This window comes from Vibrio algivorus, from assembly GCF_030161215.1.
Lineage (GTDB): Bacteria > Pseudomonadota > Gammaproteobacteria > Enterobacterales > Vibrionaceae > Vibrio > Vibrio algivorus.
This window is the reverse complement of the sequence record NZ_BSPV01000001.1, coordinates 106,324-129,052: the sequence shown is the minus strand read 5'-3', so window position 1 is coordinate 129,052 and position 22,729 is coordinate 106,324. Positions and strand designations below refer to the sequence as shown.

The window sequence follows — 22,729 nt, the reverse complement described above, 5'->3', positions numbered from 1 at the left end:
ATTTACTATTAAAATAAAAGCGCGTTGCTTTACAGCTCTGCGCTTTTTCGAGTAACGAGCGACGATCCGTATTAAACCTTCTTCCCATCAGGAACAAAGACGTAACCTAAACCCCAAACCGTTTGAATATAACGAGGGTGGCTTGGATCTTCTTCTAACATGCGGCGCAGACGAGAGATTTGCACATCAATTGAACGCTCCATCGCAGAGTATTCACGACCACGCGCCATATTCATTAACTTATCGCGAGACATTGGTGTGCGAGCGTGAGTAACCAAAATCTTCAATACCGCAAATTCACCAGAAGTGAGTGGCATTGGCTCTTCACCACGGAACATTTCACGTGTACCTAGGTTTAAAGTAAATTCACCAAATTTAACGATTTCTTCATCTGAGCTAGGTGCACCCGGTGCTTCAACCGACTGACGACGCAATACTGCACGCAAACGTGCCAGTAATTCACGAGGGTTAAATGGTTTTGGCAAGTAATCATCCGCACCAACTTCGAGCCCTACAATACGATCGATTTCATCGCCTTTCGCGGTTAGCATCACAATCGGTAATTGATTATTATCTTTGCGTAAACGCTGGCAAATCGATAAACCATCTTCGCCAGGTAACATTAAATCGAGCACCATTAAGTGAAAATTTTCACGAGTTAATAAACGATCCATTTGTTCAGCATTAGCCACACTACGTACTTGAAAACCCTGCTCTGATAAATAACGCTCAAGCAATGAACGTAGGCGAGCATCGTCATCGACCACTAGAATTTTATAATTTTCTTGTTGCATTGAATTCTTCCTATTCACTATCTATGGTGATTTTCATCAATATACCCTATACCCAAGTGACTTCAAGAATACTTGGCTATAGATCGGGCCGAACATACACCTAATCGAAACTTTATTCAGAATACTTAAATATAAAGCTAATTGTCTTTAACTAAGTACCAGTTTGTAACAAATACATACCTTTTTTATGGCTTTATGCCCAATAACCTCAAAATATGAATTTCAATACTTGGAAATTACTTGCTGATATACCCAAGTGACTTCAAGATGCAGGTTTCAGCAAGAATAAAACAAGCTTTAGGTAAGGCAAATTGAACATGATCATAGTCATTCTATCTCTGTTCAATTTAACGCAGCATAAAGCTTGTTTTAACTTGCCCTTCGGGAGCTTCATCCAAACCTTTATGCTGCGTCAGATTGGTTCGAAAGGTGCTTACATTCCTTCGCCAATCTTTCTTGCCTAAAGGTTTGGATGATAGCTCTGAATTCTGCACCTTGAAGTCACTTGGGTATATATCGAATAGAATTCACACACCACTCTTTATCACCATCGGGAGTTTTCACTACCACTTCATCGTCTACTTCTTTTTTCAACAATGCTCGCGCCATTGGCGAATCAATCGAAATATAATCTTTAGCATCGCCGTAAATTTCTTCAGGGCCGACAATGCGAAATGACTTCACATCACCAGCTTCATTTTCAATTTCAACCCAGGCGCCAAAAAATACTTTGCCTTCTTGCTGAGGTGAGTAATCAACAATTGTTACCTCTGGTAGAAACTTACGTAAAAAGCGCACTCGACGGTCAATTTGGCGTAATAGTCTCTTATTGAAAGTGTAATCAGCATTTTCACTTCGGTCACCAAGGCTGGCTGCCCAAGTCACAATCTTGGTAATCTCTGGGCGTTTTTCATGCCACAAATGATCATGCTCAGCTTTTAATTTATTATAGCCCTCTCGGGTAATCAGTTTGGTTTTCACATCAATATCCTGAAAGTAACAGCAATTAAATGTTAATGAAGTCAATTATACTGCAAAGCCGATTGTTAATTTATCACTAACTCAAGATAATCCCTTGCTCCCTAGTCGATTAGCTTGCAGAATCCTAACCAACAGTAAGCATTATAAAGAGAGAAACCATGAGCCAACAGAACCAAATCTGTCAGATCATCGCTCAAGAATTAAATGTTCGGGTTGAACAAGTTCTTGCCACGGTCACTTTAATCGACGATGGCAACACTGTACCTTTTATCGCGCGTTATCGTAAAGAAGTCACTGGAGGGCTAGATGATACCCAACTGCGTAATTTAGATAGCCGCTTATCTTACCTACGTGAGCTTGAAGATCGTCGTCAAACTATTCTCAAATCGATCAAAGACCAAGATAAACTCACGCCAGAACTTGAAAAAGAAATCCTCGCTACCGACAGCAAAACCCGTTTAGAAGATCTTTACCTGCCATACAAACCAAAACGCCGCACCAAAGGGCAAATCGCAATTGAAGCTGGTCTTGAACCACTCGCCGATACGTTATGGCAAAACCCGCAACTCGATCCTGAACTAGAAGCCGCCAAGTACATTAAAGATTCGATTGCCGATACCAAAACCGCGCTTGATGGCGCTCGCGCTATTCTTATGGAGCGTATGGCAGAAGATGCGGACCTTTTAGACAAAGTGCGTACTTACTTACAAAAACATGCCGAGCTTCAATCTCGCGTAGTCAACGGTAAAGAACAAGAAGGTGAAAAGTTTAAAGACTACTTTGAGCATAATGAACTGATCAGCCGCGTGCCTTCTCACCGTGCATTAGCGATGTTGCGTGGCCGTAATGAAGGCTTTTTACAATTAAGTTTAAATGCCGATCCGGCACAAGAAGATGGCGTGCGTGGTTCCTATTGTGAAACCATTATTGCCGATCATTACCGCATTAATTTTAACAATGCACCCGCTGACAATTGGCGCAAACAAGTGATCAGTTGGGCGTGGCGCATTAAAATTTCAATGCACCTTGAAACCGAATTAATGGGCGCAATGAAAGAACGCTCTGAAATCGAAGCAATTGAAGTGTTCGCCACTAACCTAAAAGACTTATTGATGGCGGCACCCGCTGGCCCTCGTGCTACTTTGGGTCTAGATCCTGGATTGCGTACAGGTTCAAAAATTGCCGTGGTCGATGCCACTGGTAAAGTATTGGCGACCGAGACGATTTACCCACATCAACCGCATAATAAAATCGAAGCCTCAGCCAATACCATTTTAAAGCTAGTCAAAGCACACAATGTCGATTTGATTGCGATTGGTAACGGTACCGCTTCTCGTGAAACCGATACTTTTGTGGCAGACATTATCAAGCGTAATAACTTGAAAGTGCAGAAAATCATGGTCAGCGAAGCTGGCGCCTCAGTATATTCCGCTTCCGAGTTAGCCGCTAAAGAATTCCCGAATATGGATGTATCATTGCGTGGCGCAGTTTCAATTGCTCGTCGCTTGCAAGATCCTCTGGCGGAGCTTGTGAAGATTGATCCAAAATCCATTGGTGTTGGTCAATATCAGCACGATGTGAGTCAAAGCATGCTGGCTAAACGTCTTGATGCGGTGGTCGAAGACTGTGTAAACGCCGTTGGTGTGGATGTGAATATGGCTTCAGCGGCGCTTCTTACTCGCGTGGCCGGTTTATCCACCACCATTGCGCAAAATATTATTGATTATCGTAATGAACAAGGTCGTTTTGAATCGCGTACCGCTTTGAAAAAAGTGCCACGTTTAGGGCCTAAAGCGTTTGAGCAGTGTGCTGGTTTCTTACGTATTATGAATGGTAAAAACCCACTCGATGCTTCATCGGTTCACCCAGAAGCCTACCCTGTAGTCAAAAAAATTGCCGAACAAACTGGTAAAGCGACGAAAGCATTACTAGGTGATAGCGAGTTCTTACGTAATCTACGTGCGACTGATTATACCGATGAAACTTTTGGTCTACCGACCGTCACCGACATCATTAAAGAGCTCGATAAACCTGGCCGAGATCCTCGCCCTGAATTTAAAACCGCGACTTTTGCTGAAGGTGTTAATGAGGTTAAAGATCTCGAAATTGGCATGATTTTGGAAGGGGTAGTCTCGAATGTCGCCAACTTTGGTGCGTTTGTCGATATTGGCGTGCATCAAGATGGCTTAGTACATATCTCAGCCTTAACGGATCGCTTTGTTGCTGACCCGCGTGAAGTGGTTAAAGCCGGTGATATAGTCAAAGTAAAAGTGATGGAAGTGGATATTCAGCGTAAGCGTATCGCTCTTACCATGCGTTTAACTGATGAACCGGGTGAGCAAAACTCGCAACGTAGTGCTAAGCCGAACAATGATCGTCGTTCAGCACCTCGTCAAGCTCAGCGTCAGAGCAAACCTGAACCAACAAATGCAGCCATGGGTGGTGCGTTTGCGGCGGCGTTTGCTAAAGCGAAGAAGTAGATAATAGGTAGCGAGTTCCTAGTTTCGAGTTGCTAGGAAAAGCAAAAACTGGAGCAAGGTGCGTGAACACTTTGCTCCATGTTGCGAGAAAAGGCTTTTCCACGCTTCTCGTATTACGCAACACAAAACCGCTCTTTCGCTTTTCGGCTCCCGAGCGCAACGTACCCGCCGTATCCCGGCTCTTCTGCTATTGCTTTTCCACGCTACACGTTACAGTTTCTTTCTCTTTTCCTAGCAACCAGGAACTAGGAACTAGAAGCTGCTCTTATCTCTTTCAAATTCATTCCCCCCGTCAATCCCCTGTCAATAAATGTCAAATTAAGGCTGTCTCTATTAACATTTTTATCACAACACCTACAATTAAGCTTAAACACTCTAAAAACAAATACATGAGGGAATCATGAAATATTTAGCAGCAGTGGCAGCAGCGTCGGCTTTAATTCTTAGTGGTTGTGGCGGTTCAGATTCATCAGATAACAGTACGCAAAAAACCGCTAATGTATCTTTTGCCATATCCGATGCTCCAGTAGATGATGCTCAATCAGTCACCATCGCATTTACTCAAGTAGAGCTAATTCGTCAAAATGGTGAACGTATTATGCTCGATGTCGAGCCGGAATCTCCTGGAGTAGATTACCAACAGCTAGACTTACTCGATTACCAAGGTGCTGATTCTGAATTAATCATCACAGAAAAACCGATTCCTGTCGGCGAATATAAAAACTTAATTTTGCACATCAGCTCAGAGTCTAATGTTAACTTCGTGGTTGATAACAACGGTACCCAACCTCTGAAACAACCGAGCAATAAGCTACAACTCGGCGGCTTTACCGTTACTGAAGATGCCACTCAAGCGTTTACCATTGAGTTTGATTTACGTAAGTCACTTGTATTACGAGGCAACTCCAATAACAACAATGGTTACATCCTCAAACCACATGGCGTTTCTATTATTGATAATGAAAGTGCCGCCACGCTAAATGGTGCTATCACGACTATCACAGATACCTGTCTCGCGACAGAAGATAATTTTGTCTACCTTTATCAAGGTTCAGGTTTAGATAGTGCTAAGCTAGGTGATTTGTACGATGAAGGTGACGAAGAATTTAGTTCAACAGTACCAGAAGGCACCATTGCACCTTACGCAACTACCAAACTTGATGATGCAGGTACCTATGAATTTGGTTTCCTACCAAGTGGTGACTACACCCTGGCTTTATATTGTGCCGGTGAAGAGGATAACTCTATCCAGTTTGATGGTTTAACAATTCCTCAACCAACTGGCCAAGTGAAAGAAACCACTTTGGTTGAAGGCGAAACGACTACCGTTGATTTTTAAAACGTCATTCGTTGCACGAAAAAACTGATGTGAGGTGAGAGAGCGCTTCGCTTCGGGTTGTGAGAAAGAGCATGAACGTGACTCGGTCTTCGGGCGCGTTGCAGCTCCTTTCTCGAAAAAACGAAAAAACTGGAGCAAGGTGTGTGAACACTTTGCTCCATGTTGCGAGAAAAGGCTTTTCCACGCTTCTCGTATCACGCAACACGAAACAAGCTACTCGTAACAATCTCTTTTCGCTTTTCAGCGCCCGGGGCTCGTTATCTCTACTCCTCAATCCAGCCTTTGGCACATTCAACAGCACGCTTCCAACCATTATGACGGCGTTCACGCTTGCCATCATCTGCACATGGTTGGAATGAACGATCGAGCACTGATTTGTGTTTCAACTCATCAATACTGCCCCAAAAACCTACTGCAAGACCAGCAAGATAGGCTGCGCCTAAAGCGGTCACTTCAGTGACGACTGGGCGCTGCACTTCGGTATTCAATACATCCGATTGGAACTGCATTAGGAAGTTATTGGCCACTGCGCCACCATCAACTTTTAAGAAATCCAGCTTGATACCTGAATCGGCTTGCATTGCTGAAATCACATCCAGTGATTGATAAGCAATACTTTCCAATGTTGCACGGATAATGTGGTTACGGTTAACACCACGAGTTAAACCGACAATTGCGCCACGGGCATACGGGTCCCAATGCGGAGCACCTAAGCCAGTGAAAGCCGGCACCACATAAGCACCATTCGAGGTTTCAACTTTAGTTGCAAAGTATTCAGTATCAGCGGCATCGCCAATTAATTGCAGTTCATCACGTAGCCATTGAATCGATGCCCCCCCCATAAATACTGCGCCTTCCAGTGCGTAGCTCACCTCACCTTTTGGTCCACAAGCCAGCGTAGTAAGAAGACCGTTGCGTGAAGTCACTTTCTTTTCACCAGTATTCATTAATAAGAAACAACCTGTACCGTAGGTGTTTTTTGCTTGCCCTGCTTCAACACACATTTGGCCAAATAACGCAGCTTGTTGATCGCCGGCAATCCCTGCGATTGGAATACGAGTTCCGCCTTTACCACCAATGTTGGTTTGCGCGTACACTTCTGATGATGACTTCACTTTTGGCATCATTGACTTTGGAATGCCAAGCGCATCCAGTAATTTTTCATCCCATTCAAGCGTATTGATGTTAAATAACATGGTACGGCTAGCATTCGTTGGGTCAGTGACGTGAGTACGACCTTGTGTCATATTCCAAATTAACCATGAATCTACTGTTCCGAAAGCAAGCTCGCCTTTTTCAGCTTGCTGGCGAGCCCCTTCAACATTATCCAGAATCCATTTCACTTTGGTGCCTGAGAAGTATGGATCCACCACTAGGCCAGTATTTTCTAGAATGTACTCTTCCAGCCCTGCTTTTTTAAGCTCTTCACAAATGCTAGCAGTACGACGGCACTGCCAAACAATCGCATTATAAATAGGTTTACCAGTAGTACGATTCCATACAATGGTGGTTTCACGTTGGTTAGTAATACCAATGCCGGCGATTTCGTCTGAATGCAAACCACCCTTGGCTAATGCTTCAACTAAGGTTGAACTTTGCGTTGCCCAAATTTCCAATGGATCATGCTCAACCCAGCCGGCTTGCGGATAGATCTGAGTAAACTCACGCTGCGCACTGCAAACAATATTGGCATCACGATCGAGTACCACTGCGCGAGAACTGGTTGTGCCTTGATCTAAAGCGACGATGTATTTCTTTTCCATAATATTTTCCTACTTTATTCGTTTATTATTGTGCTAATTAAACATTCGTTGGTACTTGAGGTGATTGTTCAGCGGGATCATTAATCTCTTGTGGATCATTATTCAGGTAGAAGCCAATCACTTTTGGATATAACCAACCACCAAATGAAGCACCGAAGATTGGAGCAAGAATAGGCACAATAAAGTACGGTATATCTTTACCACCAGTTAACGCCATATCACCCCAGCCAGCAAGATAAGCAAAAAATTTCGGCCCAAAGTCACGCGCAGGGTTCATAGCAAAACCCGTTAATGGCCCTAGAGAACCACCAATTATCGCAATCAATAGACCGATTAATAACGGAGTAACTGCACCATTTGGAGCACCATTACGATCATCCCCTAACGCAAGAATCACAAACATTAAGACTGCCGTAATCACAAATTCGACGGCAAACGCACCACCAAAGCTTAACAATGGATTAGGGTAAGTAGAGAAGATGCCTGCTAACGCTAAACTTTCTTGTGAGCCGCGCACCATATTGTGAGCAAGTTCATAGTCAGTAAATAAGTTGCTATATAAGGCATAGATTAAAGCGGCAGAACTGAATGCCCCTAAAAGTTGAGAGCCGATATAAGGCAATACTTTTCGTTTCTCAAAACCATGAAATAAGGTTAAAGCAATCGTAACCGCTGGGTTAAGGTGTGCCCCCGACACGCCTCCAGCGCAGTAAATAGCAATCGCGACCCCTAAGCCCCAAATGATACTAATTTCCCATTGGCCAAAGCTTGCTCCTGTTAACACTAAAGCAGCCACACACCCGACCCCGAAAAAAATCAGTAGGCCAGTACCGATAAATTCCGACAAACATTCCCCGAGCAATTGTTTTCTATTATTTGTAGACATATTGACGACCCATTCTTATTTTTTAGTAGTGTTAGAGCCAATTGACCCTAGTTATTGGAAGAATTCGCTGCTAAACCTACAATATGTTTCATTTATGTAAACAAACAATCACCATAAATGTGCGTACGCTCATACTTTTAATTATTCGAACAAAAACGAACGGCAATAGATTTCAAAAATCACTAATAAAAATCAACAACATATGAATTTCAAATAATTAAAACCAAAATATCAGCAATAATAAACCAATCAAAAACAATAACTTGACTATAAAAAGGACAGATATTTGTACAAAAAATATTAAAATAGATCTGGACAGAAATTTTATTTTCGGTAAATTAAACCAAAATGCTCGAACGAACATTTAATCGCTAAATTCGAACAGAGGTTAAGATGAACAAGCCAGAAAATGTAAATACAGTGTTAGACATCATTGTTGTCGGTGGTGGGATCAATGGCGCAGGAATCGCTGTCGATGCTGCAGGTAGAAACTTAAAAGTCGGTCTTTATGAATCAAGTGACTTTGCTTCTGCCACTTCGTCTGCCAGTTCGAAATTAATTCATGGCGGCTTACGCTACCTAGAGCATTATGAATTTCGTTTGGTATCAGAATCGCTCGCTGAACGTGAAGTATTACTGAAAAAAGCCCCACATATCGCTAAACCTATGCGTTTCCGCTTGCCTCATCGCCCATTCTTACGCCCTGCATGGATGATCCGTGCAGGCTTATTCCTTTACGATAATTTAGGCAAACGTGGCTTATTTACTAAAAATGAAACGCTTAAAGGTAGTCATGGCGTAGATTTTCGCTCGACCAATGTTTTAAAAGAAGAAATGGTCAAAGGATTTGAATACTCAGATTGCTGGGTCGATGATGCGCGTTTAGTACTCCTCAACATTCAACAAGCGGAGCAATATGGTGCAGAAATCAAGAACTATTGCCATGTAGAAAAAGCCGAGCGCGTCGGAGATTTATGGCATGTCACCTTATTAGATAAACGAACTAATACTCGCTTTACGCGCCAATCTCACGCATTGGTGAATGCAACTGGCCCTTGGGTTCGTAGCTTCATTACCGAAAATATGGACGCTCAATCGCCTTATGGAATTCGCTTGATCAAAGGCTCCCATATCATTGTGCCGAAGATCCACAGTGAAGAACAAGCTTACATCTTACAAAACGATGATCAACGCATTGTGTTTGTGATCCCTTATCTTGAAGACTACTCATTGATTGGCACCACTGATGTCGAATATAAAGGCGATCCTCGCCAAGTAGCGATTGATGAGCAAGAAATTAACTACTTAATCGACGTAGTGAATAAACACTTTATTCATCAAATATCGCCAGAAGATGTGGTTTCAACTTACAGTGGTGTACGTCCATTATGCGATGATGAATCAGATTCACCACAAGCCATCACACGTGACTACACATTATCTCTTGAACAAGAAGGGGAAGAAGCACCATTACTGTCTATTTTTGGCGGCAAGTTAACCACTTATCGTAAACTCGCAGAATCAGCAATGACACAACTGTCACCTTTCTTCCCTCAAATGAGCGACAGCTGGACGGCAGAATCAGTATTACCTGGCGGAGTCGGCTACGATGAGAACTTATTGGCAATGAAACTGCGTCAGCAATGCCCTTGGATGAATGACAAAACCTTACGTCGTTATTGCCATCAATATGGTGTACAAGCCCAAGAAATGCTTAAAGGTATTACGTCTGAATCCGAGATGGGACAACACTTTGGTCAAGGGGTTTATCAATGTGAAATTGATTATTTGTTTGAACATGAATATGCCTATACCGCCGAGGATATTTTATGGCGTCGAACTAAGTTAGGTGTCGTGTTATCTCAAGTTGAGCAAGCATTAATCAATGATTACATTGAGCGAGCAACTCAATCGAATTTATCTCACGAAACACATGATAAAATGCTCGATTGCGCACAGAAGATGGGATAATTATAACATTTTGAACATTACTTGAGTGTATACAATCGGATAAATTGCCTTTCATAGAGCGAATCACGTAAACTAGTTTTTCATATTTTAGTGGCTAGGGTTAGAAGGAAAACAGCGTGAAAGCGAGTGAAAGGCATAAAAAAATCATCGAACTAGTCAAAGCTCAAGGCTATGTCAGTACCGATGATTTAGTAGAAATGTTTGATGTGAGCCCTCAGACTATTCGCCGCGATCTAAATGAATTAGCTGATGCCAACAAAATTCGCCGTAATCATGGTGGCGCAACAATGACGAATAGTGCGGAGAATTCGCCTTATAGTGATCGAAAAGTAATGAATCAAAATGAAAAAAATAATATCGCTCGCGCACTGGTCAAACACATTCCTGATGGCTCGACTCTATTCATTGATATTGGTACTACGCCAGAATCCGTCGCTAAAGCTTTACTTGAAAGCCACCAGCAACTACGGATCGTAACGAATAATATTAACGCTGCGATTATTTTGATGAGTAAACCGGATTTCAAAGTTATTTTAGCTGGCGGTGAAGTACGCAATAAAGATGGTGGCGTAACCGGTGAAGCGACACTTGATTTTATTTCTCAATTTCGTTTAGATTTCGGTATCTTAGGTATCAGTGGCGTCGACTTTGATGGCTCACTACTCGATTTTGACTACCACGAGGTGCGAGTAAAACGTGCGATTATCGAAAACAGTCGCGCGGTATTCCTACCCATTGATCATTCTAAATTTGGCCGTAATGCGATGGTTAATTTGGGGAAAATTGAAGATGTCGATTTGATTGTCACCAACCAAAATCCACCGCAAGAAATCACGGCTTTGATTAAAGATTTAGATATTAAGATTGAAGTAATAAAGGCATAAGAGTTTAAGGTTGTTGGTTTCTAGAAAGAGCGATCTCTCGATCGTTGAGGCTTTAGATACAACGCAAAACTAGATAGATACGCACGACTTTTTTGTTGCGTGTTACGTGAACGCTTCGCTCCGAGTTGCGAGAAAAATCAAAGCAGATACTCAGCCCAAAGAGCGTCATCCTGAACGGCGCTCCTACGTCGCTTTTCAGGATGACAATGTTTTATTCTGTCTTGCTTCTGCTAGAAACTAAGAACCAGAGACTAGAAACCTTCTTTTCCATCACTCAAAACTTGTGCTTGTTGAACCAACCACAAACTCCGTCACCTTCTCACAAAATAACTCATTCTCAGTCATAAAAGGCGCATGAGACGACGATTGAAAAATATAGTTCTGACTATTCGGTGCGTATTCACCCACTAAATCCGCTACTTTCTTTGGTACTAATCCATCTAAACGGCCATACAAACGCAACATTGGAGCTTGAATATCCGATAGTGCGGGACGTAAATCGACACTCGCCAAAATATCTAACCCAATGGCTAACGCTTCAGGGTTGGGCATCGGACGTGAAAAGACCTGCTTTTTAATTGCTTTGACGTCTTGCCTTGCCGATGGACTACCTAAAGCTTGCAAGGTCATAAAGCCTTCGATGGTTAGCTTAAAATTATTGGTCAGTTGTTCGGTAAAGTCAGTTAGTACTTTAGGCATAATGCCTCGCCAACCTTTTTCGGAGGCAAACTTTGGTGAACTGGCTAACGTGATCAGCTTATCGACTCGCTCAGGATGCTTTAATGCAATATTGGTTGCCACCAACCCACCAAGAGACCAACCAAGATAGACCGCTGTTTTCGGTGCTTGGGCTAACACTTGATGGCAAATATCATCAAGATCATCTGCGCTTGCTTCATGGCTTAATCCATAACCGGGTAAATCAACACTATGGACGCGAAATTGTACCGATAACACATCTATTGTTTGTTGCCATACCGCGCCATTCATTCCCCACCCGTGGATAAGAACGATATCTTGCCCTTCACCTTGCGATTGCCAATGCAGTCGTGTCATTGCCTTTTCCTACTAATTTCATACCTAGTCGATAGTGTTCTGGTTGATGATGACATCATTGATTCACTTTTTCATTTTTAACTTAAATAAAAAGACGCCAATGAAATTACTCGAACGCATAAAACGAGGATTACCTCGCCAATGTCATTTATGTCGCTTAACCATCAAACCACAAGATGCGCATCCATTACATAGTTTATGGTGCCAACATTGTGTTGAACGTTTTATCGATACCACTCCTCGCTGTCAACGTTGTGGCCTGAAAACCGTTACTCGAGTAGAACAATGCGGTCAATGCTTGGCGCAACCTCCCAAATGGGATCGCTTATACTGCATTAACGATTATCAAGCGCCACTAAAAGGTTACATTCAAAAGTTAAAATATCGTCGCCAGTTTTGGTTAGCTAACGATCTTGCCTTGTTACTTGATCCCGTGATTACAGAACCTTGCCATGAACTCATTCCAGTCCCGCTACATTGGCGTAGACAGTGGTCACGCGGCTTTAATCAAAGCTTTGAAATTGCTCAACAACTTGCAAGGCATTGGCGAAAAAGAGAATTTAATTGCCAAGTAAACCATGGTGTTTTTCGGCGAATTAAGGCAACCCCACAACAAAAAGGATTAAGTAAAATTGAGCGTCGGCGTAATACTAAACGTGCCTTTTTACTACGTGAAGCGCCCTTAACTCAACATGTAGCATTGGTTGATGATGTCGTCACGACAGGAAGTACTTTAGAGCCGTTATGCCTATTACTCAAAAAAGCAGGCGTGAAACGGATTGATGTGTATTGCTTATCTCGAACACCCACACCGAATTAATTAAGCTTTCTCTAGCTAGATCAAGTTTGTAGAAATTATCAGTAAATTGGTTTGATCCATGCGGTAAGAGGAGTAAAATAGCCGAAAAGCCCACTAAAATAGTCAGGTATTAGCCGTGTCAGATACAATTACTATTACAGAAAGTGCTCAAGAGCATTTTGCAAAACTACTGGAACAACAATCTAATGAAACTCATATTCGAGTTTTTGTGGTAAACCCTGGTACACCTAACGCAGAGTGTGGCGTATCTTACTGTCCACCTGAGTCGGTTGAATCATCAGATACCATCTTTGAATTCAAAGGCTTCAACGCTTACGTTGATGAACTGAGCCTACCATTTTTAGAAGAAGCAGAGATCGACTTTGTAACCGATAAAATGGGCTCACAGTTAACGCTAAAAGCGCCAAATGCGAAAATGCGTAAACTGGATGACGATGCCCCACTAATGGCTCGTGTTGAATATGCGATTCAAACCCAAGTTAACCCACAACTAGCAAGCCACGGCGGCCATGTTAGCCTAATCAGTATTTCTGATGATGGTGTTGCACTGGTTCAGTTTGGCGGCGGTTGTAACGGTTGTTCAATGGTGGATGTCACGCTAAAAGAAGGCATTGAAAAGCAATTAGTTGAACAGTTCGCAGGTGAATTAACGGCTGTACGTGATTCAACAGAACACCAATCAGGTGAACACTCGTATATGTAAGACGAATATCGTTTCTAGGGCGCTGCGCTTCTCGTAACTCGAAGCGAAGCGCTCTCGGATCTCGCAACTAAGCTTCTATCTTTTCCGAGAGACGAGCAACGAAGTGCCCGACAAACGAGTCACGTTTTTTCTTCTTTTTTATCCTTGCTTCAATATCTCATCCCAACCAATACTCTCATCACCCAACACAATAAAGTTCGGATTTTCTAACGTATCACGTTCGTTATACGACAACGGCTCTAAGCGAGTAGTGAGAATTCGGCCACCAGCTTCTTCTACGATACATTGGGTTGCTGCGGTATCCCATTCTCCAGTTGGTCCTAAGCGGATATAGCAATCCACCGCACCTTCTGCAACTAAACAGGCTTTTAAAGCGGCCGAGCCTAGTGGTACTAATTCATAATTACGCGCTGGAGAAAGCTTTTCCGTAATACGGTTGATATTTTGGCGACGACTGATCGCAATGGCAATCGGTTGTTCAGGTTGTTCGTGCTTTAAGGTGTGGATACGTAAGCTGTCATCCATTTCAGGGATCTTCCAAGCCCCTTTACCTTGATAAGCAAAATAGGTCACGCCTGAAACGGGTGCGTAGACCACGCCCATCACTGGATGATTATTTTCAATTAGCGCAATGACCGTTGCGAAATCACCACTACGGGCGATAAACTCTTGAGTACCATCAAGTGGGTCAACTAACCAATATCTCTGCCATTGTGAACGTTTTTTGAGGCTAATATCGGCATCTTCTTCTGATAGAATCGGGATGTTTGGCGTCAATTCAGCCAATTGTTGCATAATGATTTTATGGGCAGCTAAATCGGCGGTCGTGACGGGCGTATCATCGGCTTTGGTGAATTCCTGATATTCTTTATTTTGATAAATTTCTAAAATTCGCTGACCGGCTTCGCGGGCAATGCTGATCACTTGAGGAATAAGATGAGAGAGATCGCTTTGCGTTGCAGCCATGATTAGCCTTCCTTATTTTTATCACTTGAGAGTATTCGTAGTGCCAGCATTAAAGCCGTGATGCTGCGAGCTTCGCAAAAATCCATATGAGTCAGTAACTCTTCAGCTTGTTTCAATGGCCAACGGATCACTTCTAATTCTTCAGGTTCATCACCTTGTAAGCGTTCTGGGTATAAACCTGTGGCGAGAAATAGCGTCATTTGACTAGAAAAATAGGATGGCGCTAAAACGACCTGTTTAAGTGGTACGAATTTTTCTGCCCCCATGCCGATTTCTTCTTTTAATTCACGATTCGCTGCTTGCTCTGGCGTTTCCCCCGGATCAATTAACCCTTTAGGAAAGCCTAACTCATAACGATCGGTTCCAGCGGCATATTCACGAATCAACAATAAATCACCTTGCTCTGTAACCGGTACTGTCATGACACCACCTCGGTTACTTGGCTTCATACGTTCGTAAGTACGCTCTTCACCATTTGAGAAACGAAGCTCTAAGGATTCAATGGCAAATAAACGTGATTGTGCCACCACTGAACTTGATAAGATCTCTGGCTTTTTATGCTTTGTCACTTCATCTCTCCATTATAATTTTCCGGCAAAACTAAATTGATAACGGCCTTGTGCATTCGGCTCACCTAACCATTTTAGTTGCTCTGTCATTGATGATGGGAATTCAGCACCCGGCTTAAACCATGCCAAAGATTCATAACGAGCTTGCTCATTTAAACTCGCTTTAAACTCACTCATCACTTGCGGATTATTTTGCTTACCCAGCACTTCAATGTTTTGTGCCTGGCAAGTAATGTCTGCAATCACTGGGCCGGGCGTTAATTGACCAATCGGTGAGATAATGTCACTACCAGTCCAAGCAAGACTACCGGTCGCTTCTTCACACCATGGTTGTGCATACTTTAGTGAGGCAAGTGATAACTCTAAACGGCCTTTTAGCTCTACCGGTACTTGAGTTGGTATATAAGCCAGTACTTGCTGTATCGGTAATGACGCTAGAACATTATTAGCATACACACCAGAAAAACCAACCCCAACAAAACCTTTTCCATCCAGTTTAATGCTACTACCTCGGCCAAAGCGAATTTGGTATTCCAACTTAGCGGCCAATAATTTACTGGCTTGAAAATCCCAAGAAAGGCTACCGTATGATTGACGGTTTATTTTAAGTTGTTGAACTTGTCCCTGCCAAATCGTACCACTAATTCCAGTCACTTCTACGCCACGTTGAGCTGGCAATTGAGCGTAAACCCAAGACGCAGGAATATGTACCACTAAACTTGTAATCAGCATCAATACAAAAACCAGTAGGTACCATTTCATACTTTTCACAAATCTAATCCTTTCACAAACGTATCGCTATTAGCTATGTTTACAAGAGCTCTGAATACAAGAGCCATGCAAAAGCAGCTAACCACGCTGAAACTGTAAGCGGTTGACTTCAACCATACCGGCTTTATCTGAACGGTTAATATCTAAAAATAACACTTGTAGGCCATACTGATCACGCAGCTGAGCTAACCAATTGATTAAGTTATTAAATGGCACCGGTTGAATCCATACTTGCAGCATATCATCACGCGGTTGCATACGGATAAGTTCGATATTAAAACGAGTAGCGGTCGATGAAACCACTTGGTTTAATGGTTGACTACGTTGTACACCTTTAGAGCCAGTTTGCGCACGCAATGTGACAATATGATTGGCAGATTGAGTCACCCAACCCAACAATTGTTTTTCATTATTTAAACGCATCTGAGCTTGTTCTGTACGATCACTTAATGGTTGTAAGATCCCCCAATACAGAAAGCCTACAGCAAATAATCCACAGCAAACTAATACGAGTCGTTGCTCCCTAACAGAAATACTGTGCCACCAGCGAAGTACCGGAGTTATAAGAGCGGTTAATTTGTCATTCATGAGCCACTCCCTTTATTTTTAATGACATAGCTGCCTTGAACTAAATCACCATTTTTATTCAATTGACCTTGGCTTACTTCAAACTGCTTAGCCAACTCTACTCTCAAACGCTCAAATGATTGGAAATCATCACTTTGGGCATTTAAACGAATTTCTTGACGAATACCATCAAATTGCACGCTTTGTATTGTGACCGATTTAACAGTCTGTAATGCTGGCGGCAACTTGGCCATCCAACCCAACATAGAAACCCCGCCGCCTCCAGAACCCGATAAAGCATTCTCTTCATCTTGCATTAAACGTTTTAAATAGCTAACGGTTGGAATGCGTTGTCTATCAGGAAATACGCTACGAAAAATCCGTTCACTCTCGGCTCGATAAGCTTGAGTTTGCGCTTCTATTTGTTGAACTTGCACCGTTTGCTGCACCAGCAATAATACCAATAGAATACTCGCGGCAATCGCCACCTTACGCCACACTCGTATATGCTTAAACCATGACGATTGTGCTTTAAATGATCCCGTTAATAAGTTGGCTTGTGATTGAATGGCTCCTTGCGCTAACGTCAACATTGCCATCTCTTGCGGTGCAGAAATCCACCGCCCCGGTAAATCGGCATGTTGCTCAGGCAGTTCGCTATAACTATAAATAGTGAAATGCTCACCGGTAGAATGGACATGCTCTAAAGCATCAACACTAGACTGTGCTTCCGCAATAATTTCTTCGCTCGATAACATAGCATTGTCAGCAGAGTCACCATCTTGCGCTTGATCCTCAGGTTGCTCACTATCTTGCAGTAAGTTTTCAAAACTTAACGCATCACCATCGGGATCGAGCCAACCTGACGCTAAAAATACATCTAACCAATCATCATCAACCGCCGCACCCTTCACATCGCTTTTACGCATTAGCCATTGATGATTAATGTGCATTGCGCTGATGTAGTTATCTTTTAATGGTAAAGCTAGGCAATCTGGCAGTACTTTTTTCAGCTCAATACCATGCGATTTAAATTCATCAACCCAATCAGCCAAATATTGCTGCTCAATCGTGGCAACAATCGCCTGATCTCCTTGCTTTTTAATCACACTAAAGTGCATACGCTCAATATCTTGCGTTAGCTCATCTTCCATTAAGAATGGCAACATCGATTGTAATTGACGCCCAGCACCCGATGGAATTTGAATCGGGGTAATTAATACATCACTACTTGGCAAGAGCGCGATCACACTACGTTGAACGCTATAATCGACTAATTCACCTAATTGCTCTCGGTTAGATAATTCACCCGAAGCAATCACTTCTTGTAAGCTTGGCGACCAAACTAACCAAGGTATTGGATCAGTTGGATTACTGCTCAGCTTGATTGTCAGAAACTCGTTCACTGATCCCTCCGAAACGACGACGTATTACTTGCGTCGTTTTTTTATCTGAACTGTAGATTAAGCTACGCAGCCTAACCCTTGAATCTTCTACTTTAATTTGCGCATCTAACTCAAAATATTGACTAGTCACCGAGAGAAAAGGACTGACTTCACCGGTAATATTGGCAGGTACTCGGGTAATTTGTGGCTCATTTAAGAAGCTTTCCACATCTTGCCAACCGTCATGTGGTCGATTTTCAATGAGTTGTTGCGCGTCACTTAGGCTCAATGAAGGTTGAAACATCCCAGCGAGCAACAAGGCTTGCTGAGGCTTTAAGGTATTCACATTAATATACAAATCGGTACTCGGTAGTGCGCAAGCCACTCGATTTAAAATCCTCATCGCCGGAGCGGTAACTTGATTAACGGCTCTTAATTCACTGCTATCAGCAATCAGGCCATCTGGAGCATCATAGCTAGGTTGAAACCCTTGATAGGTAGCACCTTCCACACCACTTTGAGTACTCACTTGACTATCACTATCGACATACTCTTTAATCGAATCAGCGATCACTTCCGCTTGGTAATTATCAATGCCTTCTTCTTGCAGCATGTAGGCCAATGCTTTTAGTAAATATGGTCGCTCGGAAGTATTGGTTGCAGGCAATGCCGCTAGCGCATTAACATTAAAGCACGCCTGTTTATCCACTATGCTACCGAGTGCCTCGCCATTTTCTAATGGATACCGAGTATCTTCAATTGCCCAAGCCTGACTTAAATTAATATTATCATCACTGTCTTTATAACTTTCTTCGATGGCAACTTGAGCAAGTGCTTCTACTCCCATGCTATACCAGTAAGCTTGTTGGTGATTTAATAAGTTGCTGGCACGATAAAATTGTGTCGACATTCTTTCTGTCATGGTTGCCGCAATTGCTACTAGCACCGCCACCAGCAATAACACAAATATAAGCGCTACGCCTTGCTGACGCTTAATACTCCTAAATGAACTACGGCCAAATGAACCTCGGCTAGATAAATTACGAGAAGAAACCAACATTATTGCGTTACCTCCTCATCCGAACTATTGGCTGTTGAAGCCTGACCTTGCGCGGTTAAATACACCCGTCGGATCTTGGTGTAATCCTTTAACTCCAGCGTGACTTCCACCGCTTGTGGCAGTTTGTCTTCTACTTGCCAAGTTTCTTGCCAGGTATTGTTATCGCTGCCGTAAAAACGAAAACTTAATTCTTCAACATCGGCTAATAGTGATTTATGTAATGGCTCTTGCCCTTCTGGTGTATCAGGATAACGCCACCATACTCGCTCTAATTGGTTGTCTACCACCCGATAACCAACCTTAACAATCTCACCTCGAGGGAAAGCTTGCTGAGGGTTCTGCCAACCAAGCCGTGTAAACAAAATCCCTTGTGATTGAGAATCCAATAAATATTGATCGGCATACAATAAACGGTTGCCATTTGAATTAGCGCGTCCTTTAAATGAACGGGCCACCATTTGGCGAAAGTCACTGTCCATAATAATCATCGCTCGTTGCATTTCTTGCAGACGAGCTGTTTTCTCAGCCGACTGTTGATTACTACGTTGAACTTGATTCACTACTTGATAGGCTGCAATGCTCAAACTAGCAAACACCATGATGGCAACCATCACTTCTATCAAGGTAAAGCCCTTGTGGAATGCTTTATGGTTTAACTTCTTCTTACGGCTTAACATAAGTCCTCACCGTCATCAGAGTATTTTTACGCTGTGGATCCAAAGAAACACTCACATCCACCGCTTTGATTAAATCTAATCCTGTTTTAACGGGAGTTGCTGTCCAATACCAGGTTTGTCCGGCAAATTCTTCTTCGCCCTTTTTTGTCGCAGTAAACGATTCGGACAAATGCACCATCGCTAGTTGGTTATCTACCACCATACTGGCAAAGGTTTTTTCTTCTAAGTAGCTTAGAGTATTGATATGTTGAGTCACCGCACGAATTACACTAATCGCGGCAGTGGCGAATATCGCCAACGCAATCAAGACTTCCAATAAAGTCATGCCTCGAACTTGCTTACGACGATTCATTACCCTCTCCCGGCGCCAATAGTTGCACGACCCCTGCTTCTGAAACTTTGACTCGCCAAGTTTGCTCTGATTTTTGATTAGGCTCTGAGGTGAAAGTTAATAAAAATGGTGTCACATCACCACTAGATAATACATAGACTTGTGGTGGTTTAGATTTTTGTTCAGCATCTTCAAAACGGTCTTCGTAAAAATCCTCTTGCTTAAAAAGGCTATCGCTATCGCCCCACGCTTCACTACCTAACTCAAAACTAAAGGTTAAGTCTTCTGGCAATGTGGTTTCAGTAAAATATTTACTGTTTTCTACTTTCTGCCACCCGTCTTCACCTAATTGCATGTAGGTATAAGTCCGTTTTTTCTCATCGAAACGTAAACCATAATCTTGGCCATTGAGAATCGCATCATCACTGAGTAACTGCAGCCGTTGGAAGAATCGTGAAGCCTCTTCCTTAGCTTGGTCGTTATTACTCTGCGGTAAAGTTTGCACCACCGCTAACGCACTTAGTGACATTAACACCACGACTAACAGTACTTCGAGTAAAGTAAAACCACGCTGACGCTGCATTGTGTTCCTTAGGTTTTGTTGCGGTTTTTTAGCCGTCATTCTATGCATGAGCCTAAGCGAAGAAGATACGGAATCTTCCTACAGCAGTTGATAAACAAAATGTTGTAGGAGATCCTGAACTACGCTCCTACGTCGCTTTTCAGGATGACGGATTCGAGCTACGAGAAGAGAAGCGACCGTAACCCGAGCAACCGTTTTATAATTACTGAAAATCTTGAATATTCCAGTTACCAATATCTTTTTGTGAGCCATCATCACCGCCTTCTTGACCATCTGAACCTAGAGTAAAGATATCAACCGTACCGTGATCGCCCGGGCTTAAATATTGATAATCGCCACCCCATGGATCACTAGGAAGACGCTTAATATAGCCACCTTCGCGGTAGTTACGTGGCTCAGGGCTACCAGTTGGTTTACTCACTAGTGCATCCAAACCTTGATCGGTAGTGGGATAAACGCTGTTATCTAACTTGTACATATCCAAGGCATTTTCTAGCGCCACAATATCCGTCACGGCTTTTTGTTGATCAGCTTTTTCTTTGTTACCTAATAGATTCGGGACAACGAAGCTGGCTAAAATCCCCAAAATAACGACGACAACCATCACTTCAAGTAAGGTGAAGCCAGATTGTTTTTTCGTCGATAAATTTAATTTTTTACTCATAATGACTCCTAAATAGATGAGTTTATTTCTCAAATTTTGATTTTCGTAATTCGTATTGCGTCTCTCGTGATGTAAATAAAAGTTCCTAGTTTCGAGTTCCTAGTCCCTAGAAAAAGCAGACCGTGATCGTTGTTGCTTGTACACCTGACTGACAACACCTCATAATCTTTTCGTCTCCCGATCGCAGCGTCGTAGAGCCTCGATTCAATGCTCTACCTAGAAACTAGGGACTAGGTACCAGGAACCGCTCTTTATTTTACTTAGTCACCAAATTATTCAATTCCAATATTGGCATTAAGGTTGCGGTAACGATAAACAGTACAATACCCGCCATAGCAACAATCAATAATGGTTCAAAAATACCTAAGGCCATATTGACCAAAGATTCAAAGTCTCGATCTTGGTTGTCAGCGGCGCGAATCAACATAGGCTCAAGTTCGCCACTTTGTTCCCCACTGGCGATCATGTGTAGCATCATCGGCGGGAATAAACGAGTATTCTCAAGAGATTTACGCAAGCTCGTCCCTTCACGAACTTTATCCGCGGCATCTAAAATCTGCGCTTTAAAATATTGATTGCTCATCACATCTGCCGCCACTCGCATCCCATCTAAGAGAGGAATCGCACTCGATGAACAAATCGCTAAGGTTCGAGCAAAACGAGAAGTATTCAGCCCTTTGGCCACTTTGCCAATAACAGGTAGGGCTAATATTCGTTTATCCCATGCCATACGAAAATCAGGTTTCTTCAATGCAACTTTTAAGCCTATGATCATCAAGACAATCAAGCCAAGAACTAATAAGCCCCAATGTTGCACAAAGTTACTGGCAATCAGTAAAAACTCTGTCGACATTGGCAAGCCTTGGCCCATTTGCACAAATTGGTCGACAATTTTAGGCACAACTGCCGCAAGTAAGAATGCCACTACGCTAATAGCAATTAACGTCAGCATCATAGGGTAGATCATGGCTTGTTGTAGCTTAGAGCGCATCTTTTGACGATTTTCAGCGTAGTCGGCTAAGCGATCAAGAATTGCATCCAAATGACCCGATTTTTCACCTGCTGCAACCATGGCACAAAATAGATCATCAAATACCGCAGGGTACTCAGCCATGCTGTCTGATAAGGTATAACCCTCAACGACTCGTGAACGAATACTAACCAACATATTACGAATATGGGGCTTTTCTGATTGGTCGGCTACTGCACGAATGCACTCTTCTAGCGGCATGCCCGCTTGTACTAGGGTGGATAATTGACGAGTAACTAAAGCTAATTCATTGGTACTGATACCACGTTGAAAACTAAAACTACTTGATTTTGTTCGTTGTGATTTGGCTTTAGTTTCAATCACCTCTGTCGGCATTAAACCTTTTTCTTTAAGGCGTTGACGCACTTGGCGAGCATTATCCCCTTCCAGTACGCCTTTCTTCTGCTTACCTTTTGCATCGAGTGCTTTATATTCAAACGCCGCCATTG

Annotated in this window: 23 protein-coding genes; 7 read left to right on the top strand and 16 right to left on the bottom strand. The window is 42.7% G+C overall.

Annotated features, from left to right (window positions below; genetic code table 11):
• Positions 1-71: 71 nt before the first annotated feature.
• On the bottom strand, positions 72-794 hold the full coding sequence (ompR, locus tag QQJ93_RS00540; RefSeq protein ID WP_089124664.1) for an osmolarity response regulator transcription factor OmpR: 723 nt from the start codon (positions 792-794) through the stop codon (positions 72-74).
• A 317-nt stretch (positions 795-1,111) separates the two neighbouring features.
• Between ompR and QQJ93_RS00535 the strand changes: the two genes are divergently transcribed.
• Positions 1,112-1,258: a hypothetical protein gene (locus QQJ93_RS00535; RefSeq protein WP_284186009.1), complete on the top strand. Its 147-nt coding sequence runs from the start codon at positions 1,112-1,114 to the stop codon at positions 1,256-1,258.
• A 37-nt stretch (positions 1,259-1,295) separates the two neighbouring features.
• Here QQJ93_RS00535 and greB read toward each other — a convergent pair whose 3' ends face one another.
• Complete coding sequence (greB, locus tag QQJ93_RS00530) at positions 1,296-1,775, bottom strand: transcription elongation factor GreB (protein ID WP_089124665.1); 480 nt, start codon at positions 1,773-1,775, stop codon at positions 1,296-1,298.
• Positions 1,776-1,933: 158 nt separating this feature from the next.
• On the opposite strand from greB, the gene QQJ93_RS00525 reads away from it, so the two are divergent.
• Together QQJ93_RS00525 and QQJ93_RS00520 are read left to right on the top strand one after the other, a co-directional pair.
• Positions 1,934-4,255, top strand: coding sequence for a Tex family protein (locus tag QQJ93_RS00525; RefSeq protein ID WP_089124666.1), 2,322 nt, complete (start codon positions 1,934-1,936; stop codon positions 4,253-4,255).
• Positions 4,256-4,655: 400 nt separating this feature from the next.
• Entirely contained in the window at positions 4,656-5,594 is a 939-nt protein-coding gene (locus QQJ93_RS00520) for a DUF4382 domain-containing protein (RefSeq protein WP_089124667.1), read from the top strand.
• A 263-nt stretch (positions 5,595-5,857) separates the two neighbouring features.
• Here QQJ93_RS00520 and glpK read toward each other — a convergent pair whose 3' ends face one another.
• Positions 5,858-7,357 (bottom strand): glycerol kinase GlpK, encoded by a 1,500-nt coding sequence (gene glpK, locus QQJ93_RS00515; protein WP_162497277.1) that lies wholly within the window; start codon positions 7,355-7,357, stop codon positions 5,858-5,860.
• A 37-nt stretch (positions 7,358-7,394) separates the two neighbouring features.
• On the bottom strand, positions 7,395-8,243 hold the full coding sequence (locus QQJ93_RS00510) for an MIP/aquaporin family protein (protein ID WP_089124669.1): 849 nt from the start codon (positions 8,241-8,243) through the stop codon (positions 7,395-7,397).
• Between the two features lie 393 nt (positions 8,244-8,636).
• Between QQJ93_RS00510 and glpD the strand changes: the two genes are divergently transcribed.
• Both glpD and QQJ93_RS00500 read left to right on the top strand, forming a co-directional pair.
• On the top strand, positions 8,637-10,214 hold the full coding sequence (glpD, locus tag QQJ93_RS00505) for a glycerol-3-phosphate dehydrogenase (RefSeq protein WP_089124670.1): 1,578 nt from the start codon (positions 8,637-8,639) through the stop codon (positions 10,212-10,214).
• Positions 10,215-10,330: 116 nt separating this feature from the next.
• A complete protein-coding gene (locus tag QQJ93_RS00500; RefSeq protein ID WP_089124671.1) occupies positions 10,331-11,098 on the top strand; it encodes a DeoR/GlpR family transcriptional regulator in 768 nt (255 codons plus the stop codon).
• 270 nt (positions 11,099-11,368) lie between these two features.
• Here the strand turns inward: QQJ93_RS00500 and bioH are convergent, their stop codons facing one another.
• On the bottom strand, positions 11,369-12,154 hold the full coding sequence (gene bioH, locus QQJ93_RS00495; RefSeq protein ID WP_089124672.1) for a pimeloyl-ACP methyl ester esterase BioH: 786 nt from the start codon (positions 12,152-12,154) through the stop codon (positions 11,369-11,371).
• 100 nt (positions 12,155-12,254) lie between these two features.
• On the opposite strand from bioH, the gene QQJ93_RS00490 reads away from it, so the two are divergent.
• On the top strand, positions 12,255-12,974 hold the full coding sequence (locus tag QQJ93_RS00490; RefSeq protein ID WP_089124765.1) for a ComF family protein: 720 nt from the start codon (positions 12,255-12,257) through the stop codon (positions 12,972-12,974).
• 115 nt (positions 12,975-13,089) lie between these two features.
• Positions 13,090-13,677, top strand: coding sequence for a Fe-S biogenesis protein NfuA (gene nfuA / locus QQJ93_RS00485; protein ID WP_089124673.1), 588 nt, complete (start codon positions 13,090-13,092; stop codon positions 13,675-13,677).
• Positions 13,678-13,815: 138 nt separating this feature from the next.
• Here the strand turns inward: nfuA and cysQ are convergent, their stop codons facing one another.
• The 11 genes from cysQ to gspF form a co-directional block, all read right to left on the bottom strand.
• Positions 13,816-14,643 carry a 3'(2'),5'-bisphosphate nucleotidase CysQ gene (gene cysQ / locus QQJ93_RS00480; RefSeq protein WP_089124674.1) on the bottom strand — a complete coding sequence of 276 codons (828 nt, stop codon included), beginning with the start codon at positions 14,641-14,643 and terminating at the stop codon, positions 13,816-13,818.
• 2 nt (positions 14,644-14,645) lie between these two features.
• Positions 14,646-15,212 carry an ADP compounds hydrolase NudE gene (gene nudE, locus QQJ93_RS00475; RefSeq protein ID WP_089124675.1) on the bottom strand — a complete coding sequence of 189 codons (567 nt, stop codon included), beginning with the start codon at positions 15,210-15,212 and terminating at the stop codon, positions 14,646-14,648.
• A 12-nt stretch (positions 15,213-15,224) separates the two neighbouring features.
• Positions 15,225-15,974, bottom strand: coding sequence for a type II secretion system protein N (locus QQJ93_RS00470; RefSeq protein ID WP_089124766.1), 750 nt, complete (start codon positions 15,972-15,974; stop codon positions 15,225-15,227).
• Positions 15,975-16,061: 87 nt separating this feature from the next.
• Positions 16,062-16,571 (bottom strand): type II secretion system protein M, encoded by a 510-nt coding sequence (locus QQJ93_RS00465; protein WP_089124676.1) that lies wholly within the window; start codon positions 16,569-16,571, stop codon positions 16,062-16,064.
• Positions 16,568-17,956 (bottom strand): type II secretion system protein GspL, encoded by a 1,389-nt coding sequence (gspL, locus tag QQJ93_RS00460; protein WP_089124677.1) that lies wholly within the window; start codon positions 17,954-17,956, stop codon positions 16,568-16,570. The genes QQJ93_RS00465 and gspL overlap by 4 nt, the downstream gene beginning before the upstream one ends.
• Complete coding sequence (gene gspK / locus QQJ93_RS00455) at positions 17,922-18,995, bottom strand: type II secretion system minor pseudopilin GspK (RefSeq protein ID WP_089124678.1); 1,074 nt, start codon at positions 18,993-18,995, stop codon at positions 17,922-17,924. The genes gspL and gspK overlap by 35 nt, the downstream gene beginning before the upstream one ends.
• On the bottom strand, positions 18,995-19,672 hold the full coding sequence (gspJ, locus tag QQJ93_RS00450; protein WP_089124679.1) for a type II secretion system minor pseudopilin GspJ: 678 nt from the start codon (positions 19,670-19,672) through the stop codon (positions 18,995-18,997). The genes gspK and gspJ overlap by 1 nt, the downstream gene beginning before the upstream one ends.
• The gene (gspI, locus tag QQJ93_RS00445) at positions 19,659-20,024 is read right to left on the bottom strand and encodes a type II secretion system minor pseudopilin GspI (protein WP_089124680.1); all 366 of its coding nucleotides are present in this window, start codon (positions 20,022-20,024) and stop codon (positions 19,659-19,661) included. The genes gspJ and gspI overlap by 14 nt, the downstream gene beginning before the upstream one ends.
• Complete coding sequence (gspH, locus tag QQJ93_RS00440) at positions 20,011-20,586, bottom strand: type II secretion system minor pseudopilin GspH (RefSeq protein WP_089124681.1); 576 nt, start codon at positions 20,584-20,586, stop codon at positions 20,011-20,013. The genes gspI and gspH overlap by 14 nt, the downstream gene beginning before the upstream one ends.
• A gap of 202 nt (positions 20,587-20,788) precedes the next feature.
• Positions 20,789-21,250 (bottom strand): type II secretion system major pseudopilin GspG, encoded by a 462-nt coding sequence (gene gspG, locus QQJ93_RS00435; protein ID WP_089124682.1) that lies wholly within the window; start codon positions 21,248-21,250, stop codon positions 20,789-20,791.
• Between the two features lie 256 nt (positions 21,251-21,506).
• Positions 21,507-22,727: a type II secretion system inner membrane protein GspF gene (gene gspF / locus QQJ93_RS00430; protein WP_089124683.1), complete on the bottom strand. Its 1,221-nt coding sequence runs from the start codon at positions 22,725-22,727 to the stop codon at positions 21,507-21,509.
• Positions 22,728-22,729: the final 2 nt, after the last annotated feature.